This window comes from Serratia proteamaculans (genome assembly GCF_008830365.1).
In the GTDB taxonomy this organism is placed as follows: Bacteria; Pseudomonadota; Gammaproteobacteria; order Enterobacterales; family Enterobacteriaceae; genus Serratia; species Serratia proteamaculans.
In genome coordinates this window covers 16,184-38,675 of sequence record NZ_WBKI01000004.1, presented here as the reverse complement: position 1 = coordinate 38,675, position 22,492 = coordinate 16,184, and the positions used below count along the sequence as shown (strand labels likewise).

At 57.3% G+C, this 22,492-nt stretch carries 14 protein-coding genes and 1 riboswitch; of the genes, 7 read left to right on the top strand and 7 right to left on the bottom strand.

Annotated features, from left to right (window positions below):
• The first annotated feature begins 208 nt into the window (after nucleotides 1-208).
• A complete protein-coding gene (locus F8R23_RS16005) occupies nucleotides 209-1,645 on the top strand; it encodes a capsule assembly Wzi family protein (RefSeq protein ID WP_151415810.1) in 1,437 nt (478 codons plus the stop codon).
• A 62-nt stretch (nucleotides 1,646-1,707) separates the two neighbouring features.
• On the opposite strand, the gene pgi is transcribed toward F8R23_RS16005, so the two are convergent.
• On the bottom strand, nucleotides 1,708-3,354 hold the full coding sequence (gene pgi, locus F8R23_RS16000) for a glucose-6-phosphate isomerase (protein ID WP_151415809.1): 1,647 nt from the start codon (nucleotides 3,352-3,354) through the stop codon (nucleotides 1,708-1,710).
• A gap of 272 nt (nucleotides 3,355-3,626) precedes the next feature.
• On the opposite strand from pgi, the gene F8R23_RS15995 reads away from it, so the two are divergent.
• The 5 genes from F8R23_RS15995 (at nucleotide 3,627) to F8R23_RS15975 (ending at nucleotide 15,157) form a co-directional block, all read left to right on the top strand.
• Nucleotides 3,627-5,435, top strand: a complete 1,809-nt coding sequence (locus tag F8R23_RS15995; RefSeq protein ID WP_129936890.1) for a cation:proton antiporter — start codon at nucleotides 3,627-3,629, stop codon at nucleotides 5,433-5,435.
• 52 nt (nucleotides 5,436-5,487) lie between these two features.
• Nucleotides 5,488-5,681: riboswitch (Lysine riboswitch) on the top strand.
• A 108-nt stretch (nucleotides 5,682-5,789) separates the two neighbouring features.
• Entirely contained in the window at nucleotides 5,790-7,157 is a 1,368-nt protein-coding gene (gene lysC, locus F8R23_RS15990) for a lysine-sensitive aspartokinase 3 (protein ID WP_129936889.1), read from the top strand.
• A 159-nt stretch (nucleotides 7,158-7,316) separates the two neighbouring features.
• A complete protein-coding gene (gene panS / locus F8R23_RS15985) occupies nucleotides 7,317-8,234 on the top strand; it encodes a ketopantoate/pantoate/pantothenate transporter PanS (RefSeq protein ID WP_129936888.1) in 918 nt (305 codons plus the stop codon).
• A gap of 385 nt (nucleotides 8,235-8,619) precedes the next feature.
• Complete coding sequence (locus F8R23_RS15980; protein WP_151415808.1) at nucleotides 8,620-10,296, top strand: ShlB/FhaC/HecB family hemolysin secretion/activation protein; 1,677 nt, start codon at nucleotides 8,620-8,622, stop codon at nucleotides 10,294-10,296.
• 49 nt (nucleotides 10,297-10,345) lie between these two features.
• On the top strand, nucleotides 10,346-15,157 hold the full coding sequence (locus tag F8R23_RS15975) for a hemagglutinin repeat-containing protein (RefSeq protein WP_151415807.1): 4,812 nt from the start codon (nucleotides 10,346-10,348) through the stop codon (nucleotides 15,155-15,157).
• Nucleotides 15,158-15,237: 80 nt separating this feature from the next.
• On the opposite strand, the gene F8R23_RS15970 is transcribed toward F8R23_RS15975, so the two are convergent.
• The 6 genes from F8R23_RS15970 to F8R23_RS15945 all read right to left on the bottom strand — a co-directional run bounded on the left by F8R23_RS15970 (nucleotide 15,238) and on the right by F8R23_RS15945 (nucleotide 21,568).
• Entirely contained in the window at nucleotides 15,238-16,887 is a 1,650-nt protein-coding gene (locus tag F8R23_RS15970) for a Na/Pi cotransporter family protein (protein ID WP_129936885.1), read from the bottom strand.
• Between the two features lie 161 nt (nucleotides 16,888-17,048).
• Nucleotides 17,049-18,041 (bottom strand): ABC transporter ATP-binding protein, encoded by a 993-nt coding sequence (locus F8R23_RS15965; protein ID WP_129936884.1) that lies wholly within the window; start codon nucleotides 18,039-18,041, stop codon nucleotides 17,049-17,051.
• A 4-nt stretch (nucleotides 18,042-18,045) separates the two neighbouring features.
• Entirely contained in the window at nucleotides 18,046-18,831 is a 786-nt protein-coding gene (locus tag F8R23_RS15960) for an ABC transporter permease (protein ID WP_129938826.1), read from the bottom strand.
• A gap of 17 nt (nucleotides 18,832-18,848) precedes the next feature.
• A complete protein-coding gene (locus F8R23_RS15955; RefSeq protein ID WP_112347193.1) occupies nucleotides 18,849-19,688 on the bottom strand; it encodes an ABC transporter permease in 840 nt (279 codons plus the stop codon).
• A 9-nt stretch (nucleotides 19,689-19,697) separates the two neighbouring features.
• Nucleotides 19,698-20,495: an alkaline phosphatase family protein gene (locus F8R23_RS15950; RefSeq protein WP_129936882.1), complete on the bottom strand. Its 798-nt coding sequence runs from the start codon at nucleotides 20,493-20,495 to the stop codon at nucleotides 19,698-19,700.
• 11 nt (nucleotides 20,496-20,506) lie between these two features.
• Entirely contained in the window at nucleotides 20,507-21,568 is a 1,062-nt protein-coding gene (locus F8R23_RS15945) for an ABC transporter substrate-binding protein (RefSeq protein ID WP_099065628.1), read from the bottom strand.
• Between the two features lie 191 nt (nucleotides 21,569-21,759).
• Between F8R23_RS15945 and F8R23_RS15940 the strand changes: the two genes are divergently transcribed.
• Nucleotides 21,760-22,470, top strand: coding sequence for a UTRA domain-containing protein (locus F8R23_RS15940; RefSeq protein ID WP_129936881.1), 711 nt, complete (start codon nucleotides 21,760-21,762; stop codon nucleotides 22,468-22,470).
• Nucleotides 22,471-22,492 lie beyond the last annotated feature (22 nt).

The following is a 22,492-nucleotide window of genomic DNA, read 5'->3' as shown; positions in this document are numbered from 1 at the left end:
ACAACTGTAGTTATCCGCGCATCCTAACATAGGCATTATCTTAAAAATTAAAATCCGCACGGTGCCAGGAAAAAATTAATACTATTCAGACTGTTATAAATAAATGTTTCGTATGGATATATTTGTAGCAAATTGAAATGTCAACTATGATGGGTCATAGATCTTTACATAAAACAAACAACTCGAATTAACAAGGGAATATTTATTTATGCGCGCTAAACTTAACGGACTGGTCGCCGCAGGCCTGTTTACCTGTGCATTAAGCAGTCATGCCAGCGGATTGGTCACCCCTGATAATGATCTGCGTAATGACCTGGCCTGGCTGTCCGACCGCGGTGTCATCAACGTCAGCCTGTCGACCTGGCCGCTGAGTCAGGAAGAAATCACCTCCGTTATTTCCCAGGCCAAACCGGTAACCAATACCGAGAAAAACGTCCTCGACCGCGTTCAACGCCGCGTCGGTGACTTAAAAGCCAATATTCGCATCAGCGGCTACGCTGCCACCGACAAGCCGGGCACACCGCAGGGCTTCGGTCAGAACCAGTACGCAGACCAAAGCCTGACTATCGGTGCCGGTGCCAACGGCGAGTTCTGGGACGTGCGCGTCCAGGGGTCGGTTGAGGGCGATCAACGCGTCAGCGACGGCTCCAAATTCAACCTTAATGGCTCCTATGGTGCAGTAAAAATCTGGAACCAATGGTTATCCTTCGGTGAAGTATCCCAATGGTGGGGGCCGGGCTATGACGGTAGCCTGATTCGTTCCGACGCCGCACGACCGGTTGCCGGATTTATGCTGCAGCGCGCCGACCAATCGCCGTTTGAAACCCCTTGGCTGTCGTGGATTGGCCGTTGGCAGTACCAGCTTACCGCTGGCCAGTTGTCACAGTATTCTTCGGTACCACACACCAAACTGATCGGCGGTCGTTTGACCATGATGCCGACCAACTTCCTCGAGCTGGGTGCTTCGCGCATCATGCAATGGGGCGGTGAGGGTCGTCCGCAGTCCTGGAGCTCCTTCTGGGATGCGTTTTCAGGCAATGACAACGATGACTCCGGCCAGGGCAACGATCCGGGCAACCAGCTTGCCGGTTTCGACTTCAAGCTGAAAATGCAGCCGCTGATTGGCCTGCCGGTCAGTTTGTACGGTCAGTTGGTGGGTGAAGATGAAGCCGGCATGCTGCCGTCGCAAAACACCTATCTGCTGGGCCTGGAAGGTCACCCGGAATGGGGCCCAACCACCATCAACTGGTATATCGAAGGTGCGGATACCCGCGCCGACATGAACCGCAAAAACTATGTTTACACCCATTACACCTACAAAGGTGGCTACTACCAGCAAGGCTACCCGCTGGGTCATGCCATGGGCGGCGACGGGCAAATGCTGTCCGGCCGTGTAGAGCTGGTGCTGGACGACAGCCAACGCTGGAGCACCCGTTTGGTGTACGCCAAAGTGAACCCGAATAGCCAGTCAATCAACCAGGCGTTCCCGAAATCTGACACGCTGAAAGGCATTCAGCTCGGCTGGGGTTACACCCTTCCTTCCCAGGTCAAATTCGATACCAGCCTGTGGTACACCGATAACAACGCCAGCACCGCCGATGACGTGGGCGCAGGCATCAGTTTCGAAGTGCCAATCAATCTGTAATCGTTCAGACGTAAAAAAACCCGCCGCGGCGGGTTTTTTATTGGCATCAATTCAGGCGGTAATTAACGCCATTCTTTGAAGCGGTTGATCAGCGCATTGGTTGAACTGTCATGGCTGCTGACCGCTTCGTCACCCGCCAGCTCCGGCAGGATACGGTTAGCCAGCTGTTTGCCCAGCTCCACGCCCCACTGATCGAAGGTGAAGATGTTCAGGATCGCGCCCTGGGTGAAGATCTTGTGTTCATACAGCGCGATCAGGCTACCCAGGCTGAACGGGGTGATCTCACGCAGCAGGATGGAGTTGGTCGGACGGTTGCCTTCAAACACCTTGAATGGCGCCACGTGCTTGACCTCTTCCGGCGTTTTGCCCTGTGCAGCGAACTCTTCTTCTACCACTTCCAGCGACTTGCCGAACGCCAGCGCTTCGGTCTGCGCGAAGAAGTTCGACAGCAATTTGGCGTGGTGGTCGCTCAGCGGGTTGTGGCTGATGGCCGGTGCGATAAAGTCGCAAGGCACCAGTTTGGTCCCCTGGTGAATCAACTGGTAAAACGCGTGCTGACCGTTGGTGCCTGGCTCACCCCAGATGATCGGGCCGGTCTGGTAATCCACCGGGTTGCCGTTGCGATCGACATATTTACCGTTAGATTCCATGTTGCCCTGCTGGAAGTAAGCGGCAAAACGGTGCATGTACTGGTCGTATGGCAGGATAGCTTCGGTTTCTGCACCGAAGAAATTGTTATACCAGATGCCGATCAGCGCCAACAGCACCGGCAGGTTTTGCTCCGCCGGGGTTTGCGCGAAGTGTTTGTCCATCGCGTGCGCGCCGCTCAGCAACTGCTCGAAGTTCTCGTAACCCAGTGACAGTGCAATCGACAGACCAATCGCCGACCACAGGGAATAACGACCACCGACCCAGTCCCAGAACTCGAACATGTTGGCGGTATCGATACCGAACTCACCCACTGCCTTGCCGTTGGTAGACAACGCCGCGAAGTGTTTCGCTACGTGTTTTTGATCGCCGGCAGTGCTCAGGAACCAGTCGCGCGCGCTGTGGGCGTTGGTCATGGTTTCCTGGGTGGTGAAGGTTTTGGACGCCACCAGGAACAGGGTAGTTTCCGGGTTCAGCGGCTGCAGCGTTTCGGCGATATGGGTGCCGTCAACGTTGGAGACAAAATGCATATTCAGGTGGTTCTTGTAAGGGCGCAGCGCCTCGGTCGCCATATAAGGGCCGAGATCCGAGCCACCAATACCGATGTTCACCACGTCGGTAATGGCCTTGCCGGTGTAACCTTTCCAGTCACCGCCAATCACGCGGTCACAGAACTGTTTCATTTTGGCCAGCACCGCGTTCACTTCCGGCATTACGTCTTTGCCGTCCACAATAATCGGGCTGTTGCTGCGGTTACGCAGGGCAACGTGCAGCACCGCACGGTCTTCGGTACGGTTAATTTTCTCACCGGCAAACATGGACTTGATCGCGCTTTGCAGATCGGTCTCTTTCGCCAGTGCCTGCAGCTTCTCCAGGGTCTCCGCGGTTATGCGGTTTTTAGAGTAGTCCACCAGCATCTGATCGTTGAAGGTGGCGGAGAACTTGGAGAAACGCTCACTGTCCTGAGCAAACAGATCGCTGATCTGCACATCTTTCATCTGTTCAAAATGTTGCTGCAGGGCTTGCCAAGCAGCGGTTTGACTAGGATTGATATTTTTCATAGCAACACTCTTAGGCTTGAGAATAAAGGTGACGTGGTTGTCCGATTGTAGCCTGTTCGACTGTGATTATGATCTCTTTTCTTGCGATAGGCGCTAACTGTCAAACGCCGCCGCATCGTTTCAGCTCTTCCCCTATACTTTTGGATAACAGCCTGTTATCAGGGTTAGTTAACTGTCACTAAACTGTGTCAGGTTATCACCACGTCATTGACGTAATTAGGCGAAGGATGCGCGACCAGCAGGCTGCGCTTTGAAACACGAAGGACACGACTATGGAATTATCTGCCCCGTTGATGTTAGTGGTTATTGGCTTGAGTTCACTGCTGGCGCAGTGGTTGGCCTGGCTGTTGCGCCTGCCGGCCATTCTGCCGCTGTTGGTGTTTGGCGTGGTGTTGGGGCCGGTGGTGCATCTGGTTCAACCGGACGCGTTGTTTGGCGATCTGCTGTTCCCGCTGGTGTCGCTGTCTGTCGCCATTATTCTGTTTGAAGGAGCGCTGACGCTGCGGGTCGAGGAAATACGTGGCCTCGGTGGCGTAGTGCGCAACCTGGTGACCATCGGCATGCTGATGACCTTCCTGGTGATCGGCGTAGCCTGCTGGTGGCTACTGGACTTTCCGCCCGAGCTGGCCGCGCTGATCGGTGCAGTCACGGTGGTTACCGGTCCGACGGTCATCGCCCCGCTGATGCGAGTGGTACGGCCCAACGCCAATATCAACCAGGTGTTGCGCTGGGAAGGCATAGTGATCGACCCGGTCGGCGCTATCTTCACCCTGCTGGTGTTTGAATTTATCGTACTGAAACAACATTCAGAGTCTTACACCCACCTGTTCTACACGCTGGGGATCACCGCTGCCGTTGGCCTGGTGGCCGGTGCGTTGTTCGGTTACCTGCTGGGTCTGGCGCTGCGCCGCGTCTGGTTGCCGGGCTACCTGCAAAACCTGGCGGTGCTGGCGATCATGCTGACCGCTTTTGGCGTGTCCAACGCCATTGCCGACGAGTCCGGGCTGCTGACCGTCACGGTAATGGGTATCTGGCTAGCCAATATGCGCGATGTAGATACCAGCGACATACTGGCATTCAAGGAAGAGCTGTCGGCGATCCTGATTTCAGCGTTGTTTATCATTTTGGCGGCGCGGCTTGATATCCAGGCGCTGTGGAATATGGGCTGGCCACTGCTGGGTCTGTTGCTGGTGGTGCAGTTTATTGCAAGGCCGCTGTGTATTGCTGTATCGACCTGGCGCTCTTCCCTGCACTGGCGCGATCGGCTGCTGCTGTGCTGGATTTCGCCGCGCGGCATCGTCGCCGCGGCGGTCAGTTCGCTGTTCGCCCTGACCTTGCAGCGTAGTGGCTACCCGGGAGCCGATCGGCTGGTAACCGTGGTATTTGCCGTGATCATCGGTACCGTGGTGCTGCAAAGTCTGACCAGCAGCATGATGGCGCGCTGGCTGCGGGTGCAGCAGCAAAAACCGCGCGGGGTATTGATCGTCGGTGCCAACAGCGTGGCGCGCATGCTGGCGCAGGCGTTGAGAAAAATGAATATCCCGGTGATCGTCACCGACAGCAGTTGGGAGTATTACCGTCAGGCGCGCATGGACGGTATCCCCGCCTATTATGGGCATGCTTACTCCGAGCATGCCGAGAACTACCTCGATCTCAGCGATACCGCGCAGGTGTTGGCGCTGTCGCCTAACCGCCATCAGAATGCGCTGGCGGTCTATCACTTCGGCCATATTTTTGGCGAAGGACAGGTATTCGCCATCCGCTCCGGCGCGCCGCTGAAAGGCCGTGGCAACAGTGGGGAAAGCTCACGCTTCCGTCGGCATGAAGTTTTGTTCAATCAAGAAGCCACCTACGGCCGGTTAAGCAGCCTGATCGCCCACGGCGCCACCATCAAGGCTACCAAGCTGAACGAAAACTTTGGCTGGCTGGAATATATTGAAAAAAATCAGGGGATTATTCCGTTATTTAGCCAACGGGAGGATGGCACTCTGCAACCCATTGGTACCGGTTTCGTCCCGGCGATGCCCTGTACGTTGATTGCGCTGGTGCAAGATGAAAATCCCTCAACGTCCGGACGTTGACAGCAGCGTGATTACCGGCTATTCCTAACAGCCTACTTGCGCACCCGGTGCGCAAGCCAGAAGAGGTGCGTCGCCCAGGTAGAGTGTCAGAGGAGCCGTTTTCCGATGACGGCACTTGAGGGGGAGCGACGCCGAGGTAAGGTGATGTGCGGCATTCATCGTATCGACCACAGGGGCTGAATCCTCTGGGTTGTCACCAGGGATTGTCCGTAATGACAATCAGCAAGGTGGGGCGCTTCTGGGTGTATCGTAGCTTTAACCCCTACGCCTGCCCCCGTTTATCGCTCCTCCCTTGTGCCAAGGCTATGAAAAAAGCGCTCTCTGAATAGAGCCACCCTGACACGAGGTTTTTACATGAACCAAGCAGCACCCCAGAATTCCACCGTTGTCGCCAAATTCGGCGGCACCAGCGTTGCCGACTTTGAGGCTATGAACCGCAGCGCCGACGTCGTACTCGCCAATCCGGAGGTACGCCTGGTGGTCTTGTCCGCTTCCGCGGGCGTCACCAACCTGTTGGTGGCTCTGGCCGAAGGCAGCGATGCCGACAAACGCCATTTCCAGCTCGATGAAATCCGTCGCATCCAATACGCCATCCTTGATCGCCTCGATAGCCCGACGGTTATTCGCGAGGAAATTGACCGCATGCTGGAAAACATCGCCATGCTGTCCGAAGCAGCTGCGCTGGCAACCTCAACGGCCTTGACTGACGAGCTGGTTAGTCATGGTGAACTGATGTCTACCCTGCTGTTCGTTGAGATCCTCCGCGCCCGCCAGGTACAGGCAGAGTGGTTTGACGTGCGTAAAGTGATGCACACCGACGACCATTTCGGCCGTGCTACACCAGATAACGCGGTGCTGAAACAACTGGCCCTGTCGCTACTCAAGCCACGCCTGCAAGAAGCGCTGGTGGTCACTCAGGGCTTTATCGGCAGCGAGCCGAAAGGCCGTACCACCACGCTGGGCCGTGGCGGCAGCGATTACACCGCGGCACTGCTGGGCGAAGCGCTGAGCGTCAACCGGGTAGATATCTGGACCGACGTGCCAGGCATCTACACTACCGATCCACGCGTGGTCCCGTCAGCAAAACGCATCGATAGAATCACCTTCGAAGAAGCGGCAGAAATGGCCACCTTCGGCGCGAAAGTGCTGCATCCGGCCACCTTGCTGCCGGCCGTACGCAGTGATATTCCGGTGTTTGTCGGTTCAAGCAAAGATCCGGCCGCCGGGGGAACGTTGGTGTGTAACACCACCGAGAACCCGCCGCTGTTCCGTGCGCTGGCACTGCGCCGCAAGCAAACCCTACTGACGCTGCACAGCCTCAACATGCTGCATGCCCGTGGCTTCCTGGCCGAAGTGTTCAACATTCTGGCACGTCACAACATCTCGGTGGATCTGATCACCACATCAGAAGTCAGCGTAGCGCTGACCATGGACACCACCGGCTCTACCTCTACCGGCGGCAGCCTGCTGACCACCTCATTGCTGACCGAGCTGTCATCACTGTGCCGGGTAGAAGTCGAAGAAAATCTGGCGCTGGTGGCGTTGATCGGCAACAAACTTTCCCAGGCCTGTGGCGTGGGCAAAGAAGTGTTTGGCGTGCTCGACCCGTTCAATATCCGCATGATCTGTTACGGCGCCAGCAGCTATAACCTGTGCTTCCTGGTACCGGGCAACGACGCGGAGCAAGTGGTACGTACCCTGCACCACAATCTGTTCGAATAATTCTAAAAATATATGCGCCAATAGGCGTATATCGTCGCCGTCAGTTTGGTCCCGGACAGCGCACAAGAACCGGAGCGTACTTAGAGTACGCGAGGATTCTGAGCACTGCCCGGGTTCAAAATGGCAAGTAAGATAGCCTAGTGAAGGGAAACCACATTCATGCTGGCAATATTCACCCGATTATTCCCCCTGTGGGCGGTGCTGCTTGCCGTCGCCGCCTACTTCACCCCCACCACCTTTACCAGTATTGGCCCCTATGTCAGCCCGTTGTTAATGCTGATCATGTTCGCCATGGGCGTCACGCTGCGGCTGGATGACTTCAGGCGTGTGCTGTCCCGCCCAGGCCCGGTGGCCGCAGGGATCTTTCTGCATTATCTGATCATGCCGCTGGCGGCCTGGCTGTTGGCGATGCTGTTCAACATGCCACCGGATCTTTCCGCAGGCATGGTACTGGTGGGCAGCGTTGCCAGCGGTACGGCTTCCAACGTAATGATCTATCTGGCCAAAGGCGATGTGGCACTGTCAGTGACCATCTCGGCGGTCTCCACGCTGGTGGGCGTCTTCGCCACGCCGCTGCTGACCCGCCTGTATGTCGATACCGAGATCAGCGTCGACGTCATGGGCATGCTGCTGAGCATTCTGCAGATCGTAGTGATCCCGATTGGCCTGGGGTTGATCGTCCATCACACCTTTACCAAAACCGTCAAACGCATTGAGCCCATTCTGCCGGCGCTGTCGATGGTGTGCATTTTGGCGATCATCAGTGCAGTGGTGGCCGGTAGCCAAAGCCATATCGCCTCGGTCGGGCTGGTGGTGATCATCGCGGTGATCCTGCATAACGCCATCGGGCTGCTGAGCGGTTACTGGGGCGGCAAGCTATTTGGCTTTGACGAATCTACCTGCCGCACGCTGGCAATTGAGGTCGGCATGCAGAACTCCGGGCTGGCGGCGACGCTGGGCAAAATCTACTTCTCACCGCTGGCCGCACTGCCGGGTGCCCTGTTCTCGGTGTGGCATAACCTGTCCGGCTCACTGCTGGCAGGTTACTGGTCCGGTCGGCCGATCAACAAAAAATAATTACACCCTGGGGCACAAATGACTGTGCCCCACCCCTTCTGCGAAATTTCGTATTTCCCACTGGTCGGATTGTCAGAATTACCCTCATCCTCTATTATCCCCCAATAAAATAAAAATTCAGATTCTTCCTATCCGTGCCGATAAAGTTTAAATGGCGGAGGAGTTAATTACTTTTTTTAGTTAATTAACTCAAGAGATCTGAAAATTAAAACAAGCAGCCTAATTATTATTTAGATATACACCCACCGTCTTAATTTGCCTGTGGCAAGTCGAGATATCACGCAATGTGCTTGTCGCTCGCTATTTCGGGCCGGCCGCTGGCCGCCCGTATATTGACCTCATGGATTGAGCAGGCCGCCCCGGCGGCTTCTCATAATGGATTACAATGATTAAAAAAACCGCCGCCCTGGTGCTGCTGTTCAGTACCGCGATCCCTGCCGCTACCCTGCCGGAAATGGAGCATTTCTCGCCGATGAGCGAATCACGCCGCGCTTTGCAAGATGGCACGCGTGAAGTCAATCAACAGATCGAGCAGCGACGCTACCAACAGCTTAAACAACAGCAATTACTGGCAGAACCCGAACCCGCGCCACCGACACTGCCACGTTCTGCCCAGTGCCTGCCCATCGACGGCGTGTATCTGCAGGGCGTTACTCTGCTGTCGGCGAAAGATTTGGCGGCACTCAGCGCATTGCCACAGCGTTGCATCAGCAGTAATGACATCAACCGTCTGACCCGCGAACTCACCCACTTATATCTTGATAAAGGCTATATCACCGCCCGCGTACAGTTTATTCGCCCCAATGCCGAGGGTGAGTTGGGCCTGCGGGTCACTGAAGGATTTATCGAAAAAATAGAAGGGGGAGATCGCTGGGTTAACAGCCAGTTATTATTCCCAGGACTGGAAGGTCAGCCGCTGAAATTAACTCAGCTCGATCAGGGATTGGATCAGGCCAATCGTTTGCAATCGAATAAAACCCGACTGGATATATTGCCGGGTACCCAAACCGGCGGTTCTATTATTCGGTTGCACAACCAACATGCCAAACCCTGGTTGCTATCTGCCACCCTGGACAACTATGGCCAGAAAAATACCGGCCAGTGGTTGGCGCGCAGCACCGCAACGCTGGACAGCCCGTTCGGCCTGTCGGACTTTGTCAGTCTGAACGTCGCCGGTACTCTGAAGGATCCGTCGCAGCGCTACAACCGCGCCTATACCCTGCTCTATTCTATGCCCTACGGCGCTTTTACCTTCAGCGGCTTTGCCAGCTATTCGCAATACATGAACCGTCAGCAGTTGGTGTTCAACAGCTATAAGCTGCACGGCCAGACTCAACAGTATGGTCTGCGCGGAGATTATGTGTTTTACCGCGATCGCGATCAGATCAACGCCCTGAGCGGCCAACTGACCCATAAGCGCATCAATAACTATTTCGAGAACGTACGTATCGGTCTCGGCAGCCCGACACTCAGCCTGTTCGAACTGGGGGTTAACCACCTGCAGATCCTGCCTACCGGGTTGATCAGCGCCAACCTCAGCGTAGAGCAAGGACTGCCGTGGTTCGGTGCCGATCGCCACAGCGGTGCCGGTCTGCCCGATGCCCAATTCACCAAGGGCAAGCTGTTCACCAACCTCACTCAACGCTTCACCCTGGCCGGTTCCAGTTACCAGCTCAGCAACCTGCTGTACGGGCAATACAGTCGCGATCGCCTGCCCGGCGTGGAATGGCTCAGCCTGACCGACCGCAGCGCGATCCGCGGTTTCAGCCGCAGCACGCTGTCCGGCGATAACGGTTGGTATCTGCAAAACACCCTGTCCCGCAGCTTTAATCTGGGCCAAAGCACCCTCACCCCTCGCCTCGGTGGCGACGTCGGCCGGGTGCTGCCACGTGACAATCGGCCTTCGGGCTGGCAAAGCAGCGCCGGACTGAGCGCCGGAGCCACCCTGCGTTATCAGCGCGCCATCATCGACGTCGAAGCCAGCCGAGGCTGGCTGTTGTCCAGTCACACCCTGCCGGACGACCCGATCCAGGTGCTGGCCCGCTTCTCGTACACCTTTTAGTCAGTTGTTTTTTTTGCAGTACCACACGGCGATATACGGAGATACATGGATGAAAAATAATAACTTCAGGCTTTCGGCGGCGGGCAAGTTGGCCGCTTCACTGGCGATCATTCTCGCCTCACTCGGCAACGGTTACGCCGGTGATATTGTGGCGGCCAACGGGGCTAACGGCCCCGGGGTTTCCACCGCCGGTAACGGCGCACAGGTGGTGAATATTGTCACACCGAATGACCACGGGCTGTCGCATAACCAGTATCAGGATTTCAACGTCAACCAGCCCGGCGCGGTGTTGAATAACTCACGCGAGTCCGGACTGTCTCAATTAGCCGGTCAGTTGGGCGCCAACCCGAACCTGAACAGCCAGGCGGCCAGCGTGATCCTCAACGAAGTGATCAGCCGTAATCCGTCGCTATTGCACGGCCAGCAGGAAATCTTCGGCATGGCGGCCGACTACGTGTTAGCCAACCCGAACGGCATCAGCTGTGACGGCTGCGGTTTTATCAATACCAGCCGCTCGTCACTGGTCGTGGGCAACCCGTTGGTGGAAAACGGTATGCTGCAGGGCTACAGCACGCTGGGTAATCGCAACACCCTGAGCCTGAATGGCAAACTGAACGCTGATGGCATACTGGACTTGATTGCCCCGCGCATCGACAGCCGCGGCGAGGTGATCATCACTGACAAAAATGACAAGGCGGTGTCGGCTATCAACGCTGTCACCGGCAATAACCGCGTCTCACGCGACGCACAGGTGCTCAGCAGCCAACAACCCTTGAGCGCGCTGGACAGCTACTATCTTGGCAGCATGCAGGCCGGACGCATCAACATCATCAACACCGCAGCAGGCAGCGGCGTGAAGCTGGCGGGCAAGCTGCAGGGCAGCGACGAAATCAGGGTGAAGGCAGGCAACATTCGTGCCGAAAGCCAGATTAGTGATGACAGCAGTAGCCGTAACAGCGGTGAGAACTATCAAAACTATCGCGGCGGCATCTACATCAACGACCGCAACACCAGCCAAAAGCTGACCCGCACCGAGCTCACGGGCAAAAATATCAGCCTGCTGGCCGATAACAGCAACCATCTGACCGCCACCGATATTCGCGGCGAAGAGGTTAATTTGCAGGGTGCCAGCCTGGCGCTCGACGGCCAGCAACTGAAGCAAACTCAGGGGCATACCAACGACCAATGGTTCTACTCCTGGCAGTACGACGTCACCCGCGAGAATGAACAGCACCAGCAGGTCGGCAGCAGCGTCAGCGCCAGCAAAAATGCCACGCTGACCGCCACCGCGCAGGATGTGAAGCTGCTCGGCGCCACTGTTGTGGCAGGTAACTCGCTGAAAATTAAAGCCAAACACGATGTACAGATCGCCGGGCTGGTTGAGCGGGAGAAAACCCATGAACGCGGTTATCAGCGTAACCATACTTCCAGCCTGCGAACCGGCAGTTGGAACAACAGCAATGAAACCGAAAACCTGAAGGCCAGCGATTTGCATGCCGGGGGGGATTTGACGCTGAGTGCCGGTAACCGTGTGCAGGCTCGGGGGGCAAAAGTGTATGCAGCGCGCGATCTGACAATCAATGCCAACGACCAGATCAACATCGACGTGCAGAAGACCGCCAACGCCAAATCGGTGCGTGACAATAAAACCTCATGGGGCGGCATCGGCGGCGGCGATAACAAAGACAACAGTCACCACCACGAAGTCAGCAACGCTTCCGACCTGACCGCCGATGGCACCCTGTGGCTGAACGGCAAACAGGGCGTGACCATTACCGGCAGCAAGGTCAAAGGCAACCTGGGCGGTTTTGTTGCAGCCAGCGCCGGAGGCCTGCGGATTGATAACGCGCTCAGCACCAACGTCGACAAGATCAATGCCCGCACCGGTACCGCCTTCAACATTACCAGCAGTTCGCAAAAGTCCAACAACAGCCACCAACAGTCCACTGCCAGTGAACTGGTTTCCGATACCAACCTGCAACTGGTCAGCAAACAGGATACCGACGTGGTGGGCAGCAAAGTAAGCAGCGCCGGCAAACTGGATATCAAAGCCGGCGGCAATATCAATGTCAGCGCCGCAGAGCAGCAGCAACGTATTGACGAGCAGAAAACCGCGTTGGCGATCAACGGCTATGCCAACGAAAAAGGCGATAAACAATACCGCGCCGGTTTACGCATAGAACATACCAGCGACAGCGAGAAAACCACCCGCAGCGAGCAACAGTCGTCGATGTTGAGCGGCGGCAGCGTGACGTTGAAGGCGGATAAAGACGTGACCTTCAGCGGCTCCAAACTGGTGACCACCCAGGGAGATGCCAGCGTCAGTGGCAACAACGTCGCCTTCCTGGCGGCTGACAACAAGACCACCAGCGACACCGAGCAAACCAAAGTCGGCGGTGGGTTCTATTACACCGGCGGCATCGATAAAGTCGGCTCGGGTATTGAAGGCGGTTATGAGAACAGTAAAACGCACTCGCAAAGCAGCCAGGCCGTCACCTCAGGCAGTGATATCAAAGGCAACCTGACGATTAGCGCCAATGACCAACTGACTCAGCAAGGTGCACAGCATCAGGTTGGCGGTAAATATCAGGAAAATGCCAACAGCGTGGCCCATCTGGCCGCCACGGACAGCGAAAGCAGCAATACCCGCAAAACCGACGTCGGCGTGGATATCGGTGCCAACGTTGATTACAGCGCCATCACCCGCCCGGTTGAACGCGCCGTGGGCAAAGCCGCCAAGCTGGACGCCAACGGCGTGATTAACGATATCGGCAGCATCGGTCTGCCAAACGTCGGGATCGACGTCGCTGCCAACGGCGGCAGCAGCGAAAACAGTAACAGCAGTTCGCAGGCCGTGGTCAGCACCATTAAGGCCGGGGAGATTGCGGTTAACGCTGGCGGGGAATTGCTGGATCGCGGAACCCAATATCAAACCACTCAGGGTACCGTAACACTGAAGGCGGACAGCCACCGCAGTGAAGCGGCAGAAAATAGCCAACAGCAGAGCCAAAGCGATACCCGTGGCGGCGCCAGCGTGCGCGTTTACACCAATACCGGCAATGACCTGAACGTCGACGGCAAAGGAGAAGGCGGCAACAAACACAGCGCCGGCACCGGCAGCCAGGCAGTGACTGGCAGCATCACCGCCGCCAATGGCATCGAAATCAACGTTAAGCAGGACGCGGTTTATCAGGGCACTTCACTGGATGCCGGCCAGGGTAAGGCTCAGGTGAAAGCCGAAGACGGCAACATCCGTTTCGAGCAGGCTACCGACCGCAGTCATGAGAGCCACAACGGTTTCAATGTCAAAGTGTCAGCCAAAGGTGGCTCCACCCCGGAGACCAAAAACTTCGGTGTTGGGCTGGGCGGCGATCGCAGCGTGGGGGAAAGCGACGGCAGCAGCGCACAGGTTAGCCACATCAGTGGGAAACAGGGCGTAGAACTGGAGGCCGGGCGTGGGCTGACGCTGCAAGGCAGCACGGTCACCAGCCAGGGCGACGTTACGCTGAAGGCAGGCGATAAGGTGGCGCTACAGGCAGCCGAGTCGCACCAGACGCGTAAGGACGATACGCTGTCAGGGAATATCGATATTGGTGGTAACAGCACCGACAGCGACAAAAAAAGTGCGGGCGGTATTTCCCTCGGCGGTGCATTTGACATCGCCAAGGTCGATGAATCCGCCACCACCCAGCAAGGGGGAAAAATCACCGGCGGTGGCGCAGTGAACATTACCGCCAAAGGCAGTGACGACCAGGCGTTACACCTGCAGGGGACCGAGGTCAAAGGCAACAGCGTCGCCCTGAATGCCGGGCACGGTGGAGTGATCTTGGAATCGGTGCAAAATCAGGAGCAGAAAAACAACTGGAACCTGGGGCTGAAGGCGAACGCCAAAGGCGGCCAATCCTTCAACAAGGACGCCAACGGCAAGGTTGATACCACCAGCGGCAGCGATACCCATACTCTGGGTGCCGGAGTGAAAGTCGGTGTCGACAAACTACAGAAAACTACCCAGGGCAACAGTCTGATTAATGCAAACGAAGTGACGATCAACAGCGGCAAAGACACCACCCTGGCCGGTGCCCGGATCGATGCCGAACGCGTACAGGGCAACGTCGATGGCAACCTGCACGTCGAGAGCCGCAAAGACAGCGAAAGCAGCGTTAAGGTCAACGTGGACGTCGGCCTGAACCACAGCAACGACCCGGCCAGCAGCATCACCTCCAAACTGTCGAAAGTGGGCACGCCGCGCTATGCCGGTAATGTGAAAGAGAAGCTGGAAGGGGGTATCAACAAGGTCGCTGACGCCACCACCGACAAGTACAACAGCGTGGCCCGTCGTCTCGATCCAAAACAGGACACCACTGGCGCGGTCAGTTTCAGCAAGGCCGATGGTAAAGTGACGTTGCCGGAAACGCTGGTCGGCGAAAAAGAGAAGGCACCGTTGTGGGATCGCGGCGCTCGCTTCCTCGGTAACAAGTCCAAAGAGAGCCTGACCGGCCCCGCCGGGCTGCAGGGTCAGTTCAAGGTCAACGCCGACGTAGTCAATAACGATGCGGTTGGCACGCAATCTGCCATCAGCGGGAAAAATGACGTGGCGCTGAACGTGCAGGGTAGCACCCACCTGACCGGCGCTGAGATCCGCAGCCAACAAGGTGAGGTGACGCTGGGTAACGGCAAGCTGGAACAACAGGACGTGGCGGGCAGCCGTTATCAGGGTGGCGGTCACCTGGATGCGGCCGCCTCTGCCGGTGGACTGTTGGGGATCGCCGGTAAAAGCGTGGTGAATCTGGAGACACCGGTCGGCGGCTACGGCAATAGCCAGACTGCCGATGCCAAGGCGGGTGTTTTCTCGGGTAAATAACTAGCGGTAAATGGTCCCCTCTCCCCCAGGAGAGGGAGACGCTTGCCTAAGCAATACCGTTGGCAGCCGGGGGCATTTTTTTACAGCGTGCTCGGCGTATCCTCCCACTCGCGCTCGTCATCCTTCTCATCCTGATCCAGCACGTTATACGCCACCGCACAGAACAGCGAGTTCAGGCGTTTCATGTCCCCCAACAGCCCCAGATGCAGCGAACTGGTTTCTATACTTTGCACGTTCTGTTGGTGTAAACGATCGACGTGCGCATGCGCATAACGGCGATCCAGTATGCGGAAGCGATGCTTGGAACGTCGTAACCGCTTGGCGCTGGTGAGGTCGCCGGACAGGAACACCGACAGGCTCAGCCGCAGGTTGCCGATCAATCGCTCATACAGCGTGTCCAGCTCCGCCAGCCCTTCGGCCGAAAACGCCCGCCGTGCCGCATGCGACTTCGATGCGATATCGCCGGTCATGCGTTCAATGATGTCCCCGGCCTGCTCCAGGTTGAGCGCCATTTCGATAATTTCGGCCCAACGGCGCGAGTCTTCCTCGCCCAGATCCTCTTTCTGGATCTGCGCCAGATACAGTTTGATGGCGGTGTAGAGTACGTCGACGTCGTCGTCCAATCGACGCACCTCTTTATCCTGCCCGATCTTACCGTGCAGCACTTCGCGGTGCAGGATCATCATGTGTTCTACCACGTCACCCATGCGCAGGGTTTCACGCGCGGCATTGGCCAAAGCCAGCGTCGGCGTATCCAATGCGCTGGCATCCAGATGCCGTGGTCGCAGCCGGGGATCGTCAGCCGCCACGTCGGCAATCAGCGCTTCACACAGCCGTGCCATCGGCCCGGCCAGAGGGATCAGCACCAGACAGCGGATCAGGTTGTAGAACACGTGAAAATAGATCACCAACTCTTCGTTCTCACCGGGTAGCCGGGCCATCGCGTCTGCCAGATAAGAGACAAAGGGCAGCACCAGCACACAGCCGATCAGCTTGAACAACAGGCTGCCCAGTGCCACCCGACGGCCGGCGGCGTTCTGGCCGCTGGTGTTGATCACCGCCAGCAGGCCACTGCCAAGATTGGCACCAATCACCAGACACAGCGCTACTTTCAGTGAGATCACGCCGGAAGCGGTCAGGGTGGCGGTCAACAACACCGCCGCCAGGCTGGAATAGCTGACAATGGCGAACAACGCGCCGGTCAGGGCATCCAGCATCACATCGCCGGTCAGTGACGAGAACAGTACCTTCACTCCCGCGCCCTGGGTGATCGGCGTTGCGGCGGCGACAATCAGCTCCAGAGCCAGGACAATCAACCCGAGGCCGATGCACACCCGGCCCATTTGCCCCACCCGGGTTTGCTTGCGGCTAAGAAACAGGAACACGCCGACCAGGATCAGCAACGGTGATAGCCAGGAGAGATCAAAAGTCAGTATTCGCGCCATCAGCGCGGTACCCACGTCGGCGCCGAGCATGATCACCAGCGCAGGCGTCAGCCCCACCAGCCCTTGAGCAACGAAAGATGTCACCAGCAGCGCAGTAGCGTTGCTGCTTTGCACCAGCGCGGTCACGCCGATGCCAGAGACGAACGCCAGCGGTTTTTTCTGCACGCTGTCGCTCAATACCCGACGCAAATTAGCGCCGTAGACCCGCATGATCCCGGTGCGCACGATGTGGGTACCCCACACCAACAGCGCCACCGCAGAAAGCAGATGAAGAAGGGTCAACACGGAAAATACGCTCCATTCACGCCCGGCAAGACACAGCAAGCTATCCTGCCTGCCAGGCGTGTATCGGGCAGGACAGCGGCAACAGGCTGCAGACCGCTTATTGGAGGGTTAACGCAACGGCAGGAATTACCCTGGAGTTATCATTGAATGCCGCAGCGATGTCATGCAACTTCCCGTAATGTAACAGTTTCTAAGTGTAGCCCAATTTCACTGCCGTCAGGCCGCAAATCTTCGACCGAACGGTTGAGCACATCGACCAGCAGCTCCACGCCACGGGCCTGAACCCGATAGCGCACCACGTTGCCCAACAGACTATGGCTGAGGATCACCGCGGCGATCCCCTGCCCTGCAGGCAGTAGGGTCATGGACTCCGGACGAACAGCTACCTTACCCCGGTAAGTACTGCCGGTCAAAACCGTCGCCTGTTCGGCGCTCAGCAGGTTGTAGTTGCCGATAAACCCGGCGGCGAAAACGTCGGCCGGCTGGGTATACAGGGTTTCTGCATCACCGCTTTGTACGATTTGCCCTTTGTTCATCAGCACGATGCGATCCGACAGCGTCAAAGCTTCTTCCTGATCGTGGGTGACGAAGATGGCCGTCAGGTTCAGCTCACGCTGGATCCGACGGATCTGTTCGCGCAGATGTTTGCGGATCCGCGCATCCAGTGCCGAGAGCGGTTCATCAAGCAGTAACAGACGTGGACGCGTCACCAACGATCGTGCCAGCGCCACCCGTTGGCACTGGCCACCGGACAGCTGATGCGGATAGCGCTTCGCCAGCTCGGTCAGTTCTACCAGCGCCAGCACCTCCTGCACCCGCTGTTGGATCTGCCCGGCCGCCAGCTTTTGCATTTTCAGGCCGAAGGCCACGTTGCCTTCCACCGTCATGTTCGGGAATAACGCATAGCTCTGAAACACCATGCCGATACCGCGTTTTTGCGGTGGCACCGGCACCAGATCCTGGCCCTCCAGCAGGATCTGCCCACTGTCGACCGAGGTCAGCCCCGCCAGACAGCGCAGCAGCGTGGACTTACCACAGCCGCTCGGCCCGAGCAGCGTGACAAACTCGCCCTCCTCGGCGGTGAAATCGATATCCTGAAACACCTGGGTCTGCCCATAGTGTTTGTTAAGGCGGGTGACATTGAGATAAGCCATCGGGTTAGCCCTTATTTTTATTCAGCAAGTTCGCCAACCAGGTGACGAGCAGCACCACGGCGAAATAAGAAATGACCAGTGCGCTGGTGAAATGGCCGCTGCCGTTACGCATGTTGAACAGGTAGACCTGCAGCGTTTCATACTGGCTGCCCACCAGCAGGTTGGCGAAGACAAATTCGCCAATCAGGAAAGAAAACGACAGCAGCACCGCGATCATCCCGCCTTTGCGCAGGTTCGGCAGCACCACCCACAATGCGGCTTTCCAGGTGCTGGCCCCCAGCAGATGCGCAGCATCCATCAGATCACGCAGGTTGATCGCCTGCATGTTGTTGCTGATGGCTCGGTAAATAAATGGCAACGCGATGGAGAAATAACAACCAATCAGGATCCATGGCGTGCCCAGCAGCGGCAGCGGATCGGCGGCGAACAGCTGCATCAGCCCGACCGCTGACACCACCGGCGGCACGGCGAACGGCAGCAGGATCAGTACGTTCATCACCGCATCCAGCTTGGGGAAATAGTAAGCAATCACAAACATCATCGGCAAAATCACCACCACCGCCAGCACCAGAGTACCGAAACAGATCAGCAGCGAGTGCCACAGCGCCAGCAGGAAGCGCGGATCGCTCCATAACGCCACCAGCCATTTCAGGGTAAAACCGTCCGGCAGAATGGTCGCACCCCATTGGGTGGCCAGCGCATAAATCAGCGTCGCCGCCAGCGGTAACAGCAGGATCAGCAACAGCAGGCCGCCCACCACACGGTGATAACCGGTTTCAAAACGCAACATGGCCGCCCTCCGCAATATTATGAGCTGGCATTGAGGTAGCTCCTGCGTAACAGCCACTGATGGATCAGCGTGATAAACGCCATCATCGCTACCAGCAGCATCGCCAGCGCGCTGGCCAGATTCGGATCGAGGGAGATATCCCCCGCCACCAGCGCAGAAATACGTATCGGTATCACGTTGAAATTGCCGGTGGTCAGCGCATACACCGTGGCATAGGCACCCAGCGCATTGGCCAACAGGATGACGAAAGTGCCCATCAACGCCGGGGCCAATACAGGCAGGCCGATATGCCGCCAATAGCGCCACGGGCTGGCACCAAGCAACGATGCCGATTCGCGCCAGTCTTCACGCAGCGCATCAAATGCCGGGTACAGCAGCAGTACCCCGAGCGGGATCTGGAAGTAGGTGTAGAGCACGATCAGCCCGGTTTTGGAGTAAAGGTTAAAGCTCTCCATCAGGCCGTACTTGCGCAGCAGTAAGGTCAGGCAGCCATTCAACCCCAGCAGGATGACAAAGGCGAACGCCAGCGGCACCCCGGCAAAGTTGCTGGTCATGTTGGTAAACGACATCACAAAATCATGGAACCGCGTCTGGCCCAGTTGGCGCAGTGAGTAACTGCCCACCAGGGCAATCAACAGCCCATAGACGCTCGACCAGAGGGAAATCTCCAGCGAGAACTGAAACGCCTGCAGATAGAACGGCGAAGTCAGCACATCAACATAGTTGCCCAGCCCCCAGCCGCTGGTCTGGCTGAAAAAGCTGCTTACCGCAATCCACACCAGCGGCGCGATTTGAAACGCGCCGAACAGCAGGATGAACGGCAGCAGGCATAGCGCAGCAATCCACTTAGCTTTCATTATTCGCCCTTATGCCAACAACGCACGGCAACGCGGCTTGTCATGCGCCACCTGTAGCAGCTCGCACAGCGTACCGCACAGGTCGGTTTGCTGCGGATTGGCGTCGCTTTGGCTGAATGCGCTACCGAAGACAAACAGCGGCACCTGACGCTCTTCCGGCAACACGCCACCATGGCTGCGATCGTCATTCATCCCGTGATCGGCGGTGACCATCACCTGATAGCCATCGGCCAACCAGTCGGCCAGATAGCGCGACAATACCCCGTCGGCATTGCGCGCCGAATTACGGTACTGCGGCGAAGATAGACCGAAGCGGTGCCCGGCGTCGTCAATATTCATCGGGTGGATCAGCAAGAAATCGGGCTGATGACGGCGGCGTAAACTTTCCGCGTCGTCAAACAGATGAGAGTCCGGGTAGCGGTCGTCATAATAAAAATGACCGTGCTGGATCGGCAGCCCGGTATCGTCGGTATGGCGATCGCGCGCGGCGTCGAACGGGGTACGGTTGTACAGCTCACTGAACCAATGATAGGCGGCCGCCGCGGTGGTTAACCCGGCGGCACGCGCATAATGAAACACGCTCTGCTGATGTGAGAGGCGTGACACCTGGTTATGCACCACGCCGCTCTCCACCGGCGGCACACCGGTGAGGATACATTCATACAGAGGTCGGGAGAGCGAGGGTAGCTCGCTCTCCAACTGATACAACCGTCCGCGCCCTGCCGCACATTCGGCCTGCAGATAGCCCATGGCGTCATGCGCCACCTGATAGTTCAGACCGTCCAGCAGCACGAGGATCGTTTTCATAATGGTTTAACTCACTGCTGCATAAACATAATGACGTTTTCCTGCCACTGACGCGGCAGCGTTTTAGCGCTTTGTTCCCAGGCCGCCGGATCGGCGATTGGGTGGGCATTTTTATACTGTTCGGCCGGCAGCAGCTTGGCTTTGACGTCGTCCGGCAGCGTCAGATGTTCTGCACGGATTGGGCGGGCATAGCCACGCGCCAGGTTAATCTGGCCGGCATCAGAGAAGATGTATTCACGCGCCAGCTTGGCGGCGTTCGGGTGCTTGGCGTATTTGTTGATGATGGTGGTGTAGCCGGAAGTGATTGAGCCGTCGGACGGGATCAGCACTTCAAAGCGGGTTTTGTCGATCTGGTCACGGTAGTTAAGCCCGTTGAAGTCCCAAACCACGCCGACCTGCACTTCGCCTTTTTCCAGCGAGGCGATCACTGGGTTACTCAGGCTCAAACGCCCGGCCTTGGCCAGCTTGCCGAAGAACTCCAGGCCCGGCTTCAGGTTCTTTTCATTGCCGCCCATGGCGTAAGTCGCGGCCAGCACACCGCTGGCCGCCTGCGAAGCGGTCCCCACGTCACCGATAGTGACCTGATAAGTCCCTTTCAGCAGATCCGCCCAGCTGTGCGGGATCTCTTTTACCTGTTTCTTGTTGATAATGAAGGCAATGGTGCCGGTATAGGCCAGTGCCCAGTGGCCGTCCTTGTCTTTCGCCCAGTCAGGCACCTGATCCCAGGTGGATGGCTTGTACGGCTGGGTCACCCCTTTCTGTACCGCAATCGGGCCGAAGGCCGCACCTACATCACCAATATCCGCCGTAGCGTTGCTCTTTTCCGCGTCGAACTTGGCAATTTCCTGCGCCGAGCTCATGTCGGTATCGGCATGCTTCAGGCTGTACTTGGTCAACAGATCCTGCCAGGTGTCTTTCCAGTTAGCCCAGCTGTCCGGCATGCCGACGCTGTTGACTTCCCCTTCCTTCTTGGCAGCCTGTTCCAGCGCCGCGAGGTCGGAATCGGCAGCCCAGCTCATTTGGCTGGACAGGACAATGGCACTGGTTAACACAGAAGCGCACAAACGTTTCATAACTGATGCTCCGGATGGTAGTGTGGAAGTGGCTGGACTAGTCCAGCAAGAACCAAGCCAATCTAACGGACGAATGTGATAATTATATGTCAGTCTAAAAAAGCAGCATTTTTATCGTATTTGGCGCGTCACAGGGCTGCCGTTGGTCTACCTTTAGCGGGGCAAGAAGCACTGAAATGGGGCAACTGTGCATGAATGATGTACCGACCACGGTGGCGGCGATCTGCCGAACATTGAGCGCCCGAATCGCCAACGGAGAATTTAACAAAGATGGCAAACTACCTTCTGAACGCGCCCTGAGTGAACAGTTTTCTACCACCCGCATTACGCTGCAGGAAGCGCTCGGCCAGTTGGAGGCGCAGGGAATGATTTACCGCCAGGTCAGGCGCGGCTGGTTTATCTCGCCGCCCCGGCTGGTGTACAACCCGTTGCAGCGCAGCCATTTCCACGCCATGGCACAGCAGCAGGGGCGTGATGCCTATACCGAGGTGATCGACACCGCTACCCTGCCGCTGTACGGCGAGCTGTGCCAACGGTTGGCTTTGCCACCCGGCAGCGAGGTTTACCGCATTCGCCGGTTGCGTTATATCGATGACCGCGCGGTGTTGTACTGTGAGCACTACCTCAATCCCGCCTACTTTGCCGGTATTCTGGACGAAGACTTAACCCAGTCGCTAACCGGGCTATATGCCGAACGCTACGATATTCGCTATGGGCGAGTACGTTTCGATATGCTGCCGACCCTGCTGCCGCAGGAAGCAGCCGCAATGCTGAAAGTGACCTACGGCAGCCCGGCGCTGTTTATTACCCGGGTTAACCGCGATCAGCACGATCGGGTGATTGATTGTGATTTGGAATATTGGCGTTACGACGCACTGCACATTGACGTGGAGGCACAATGACAGGGGCGCGACCAGCGCGCCC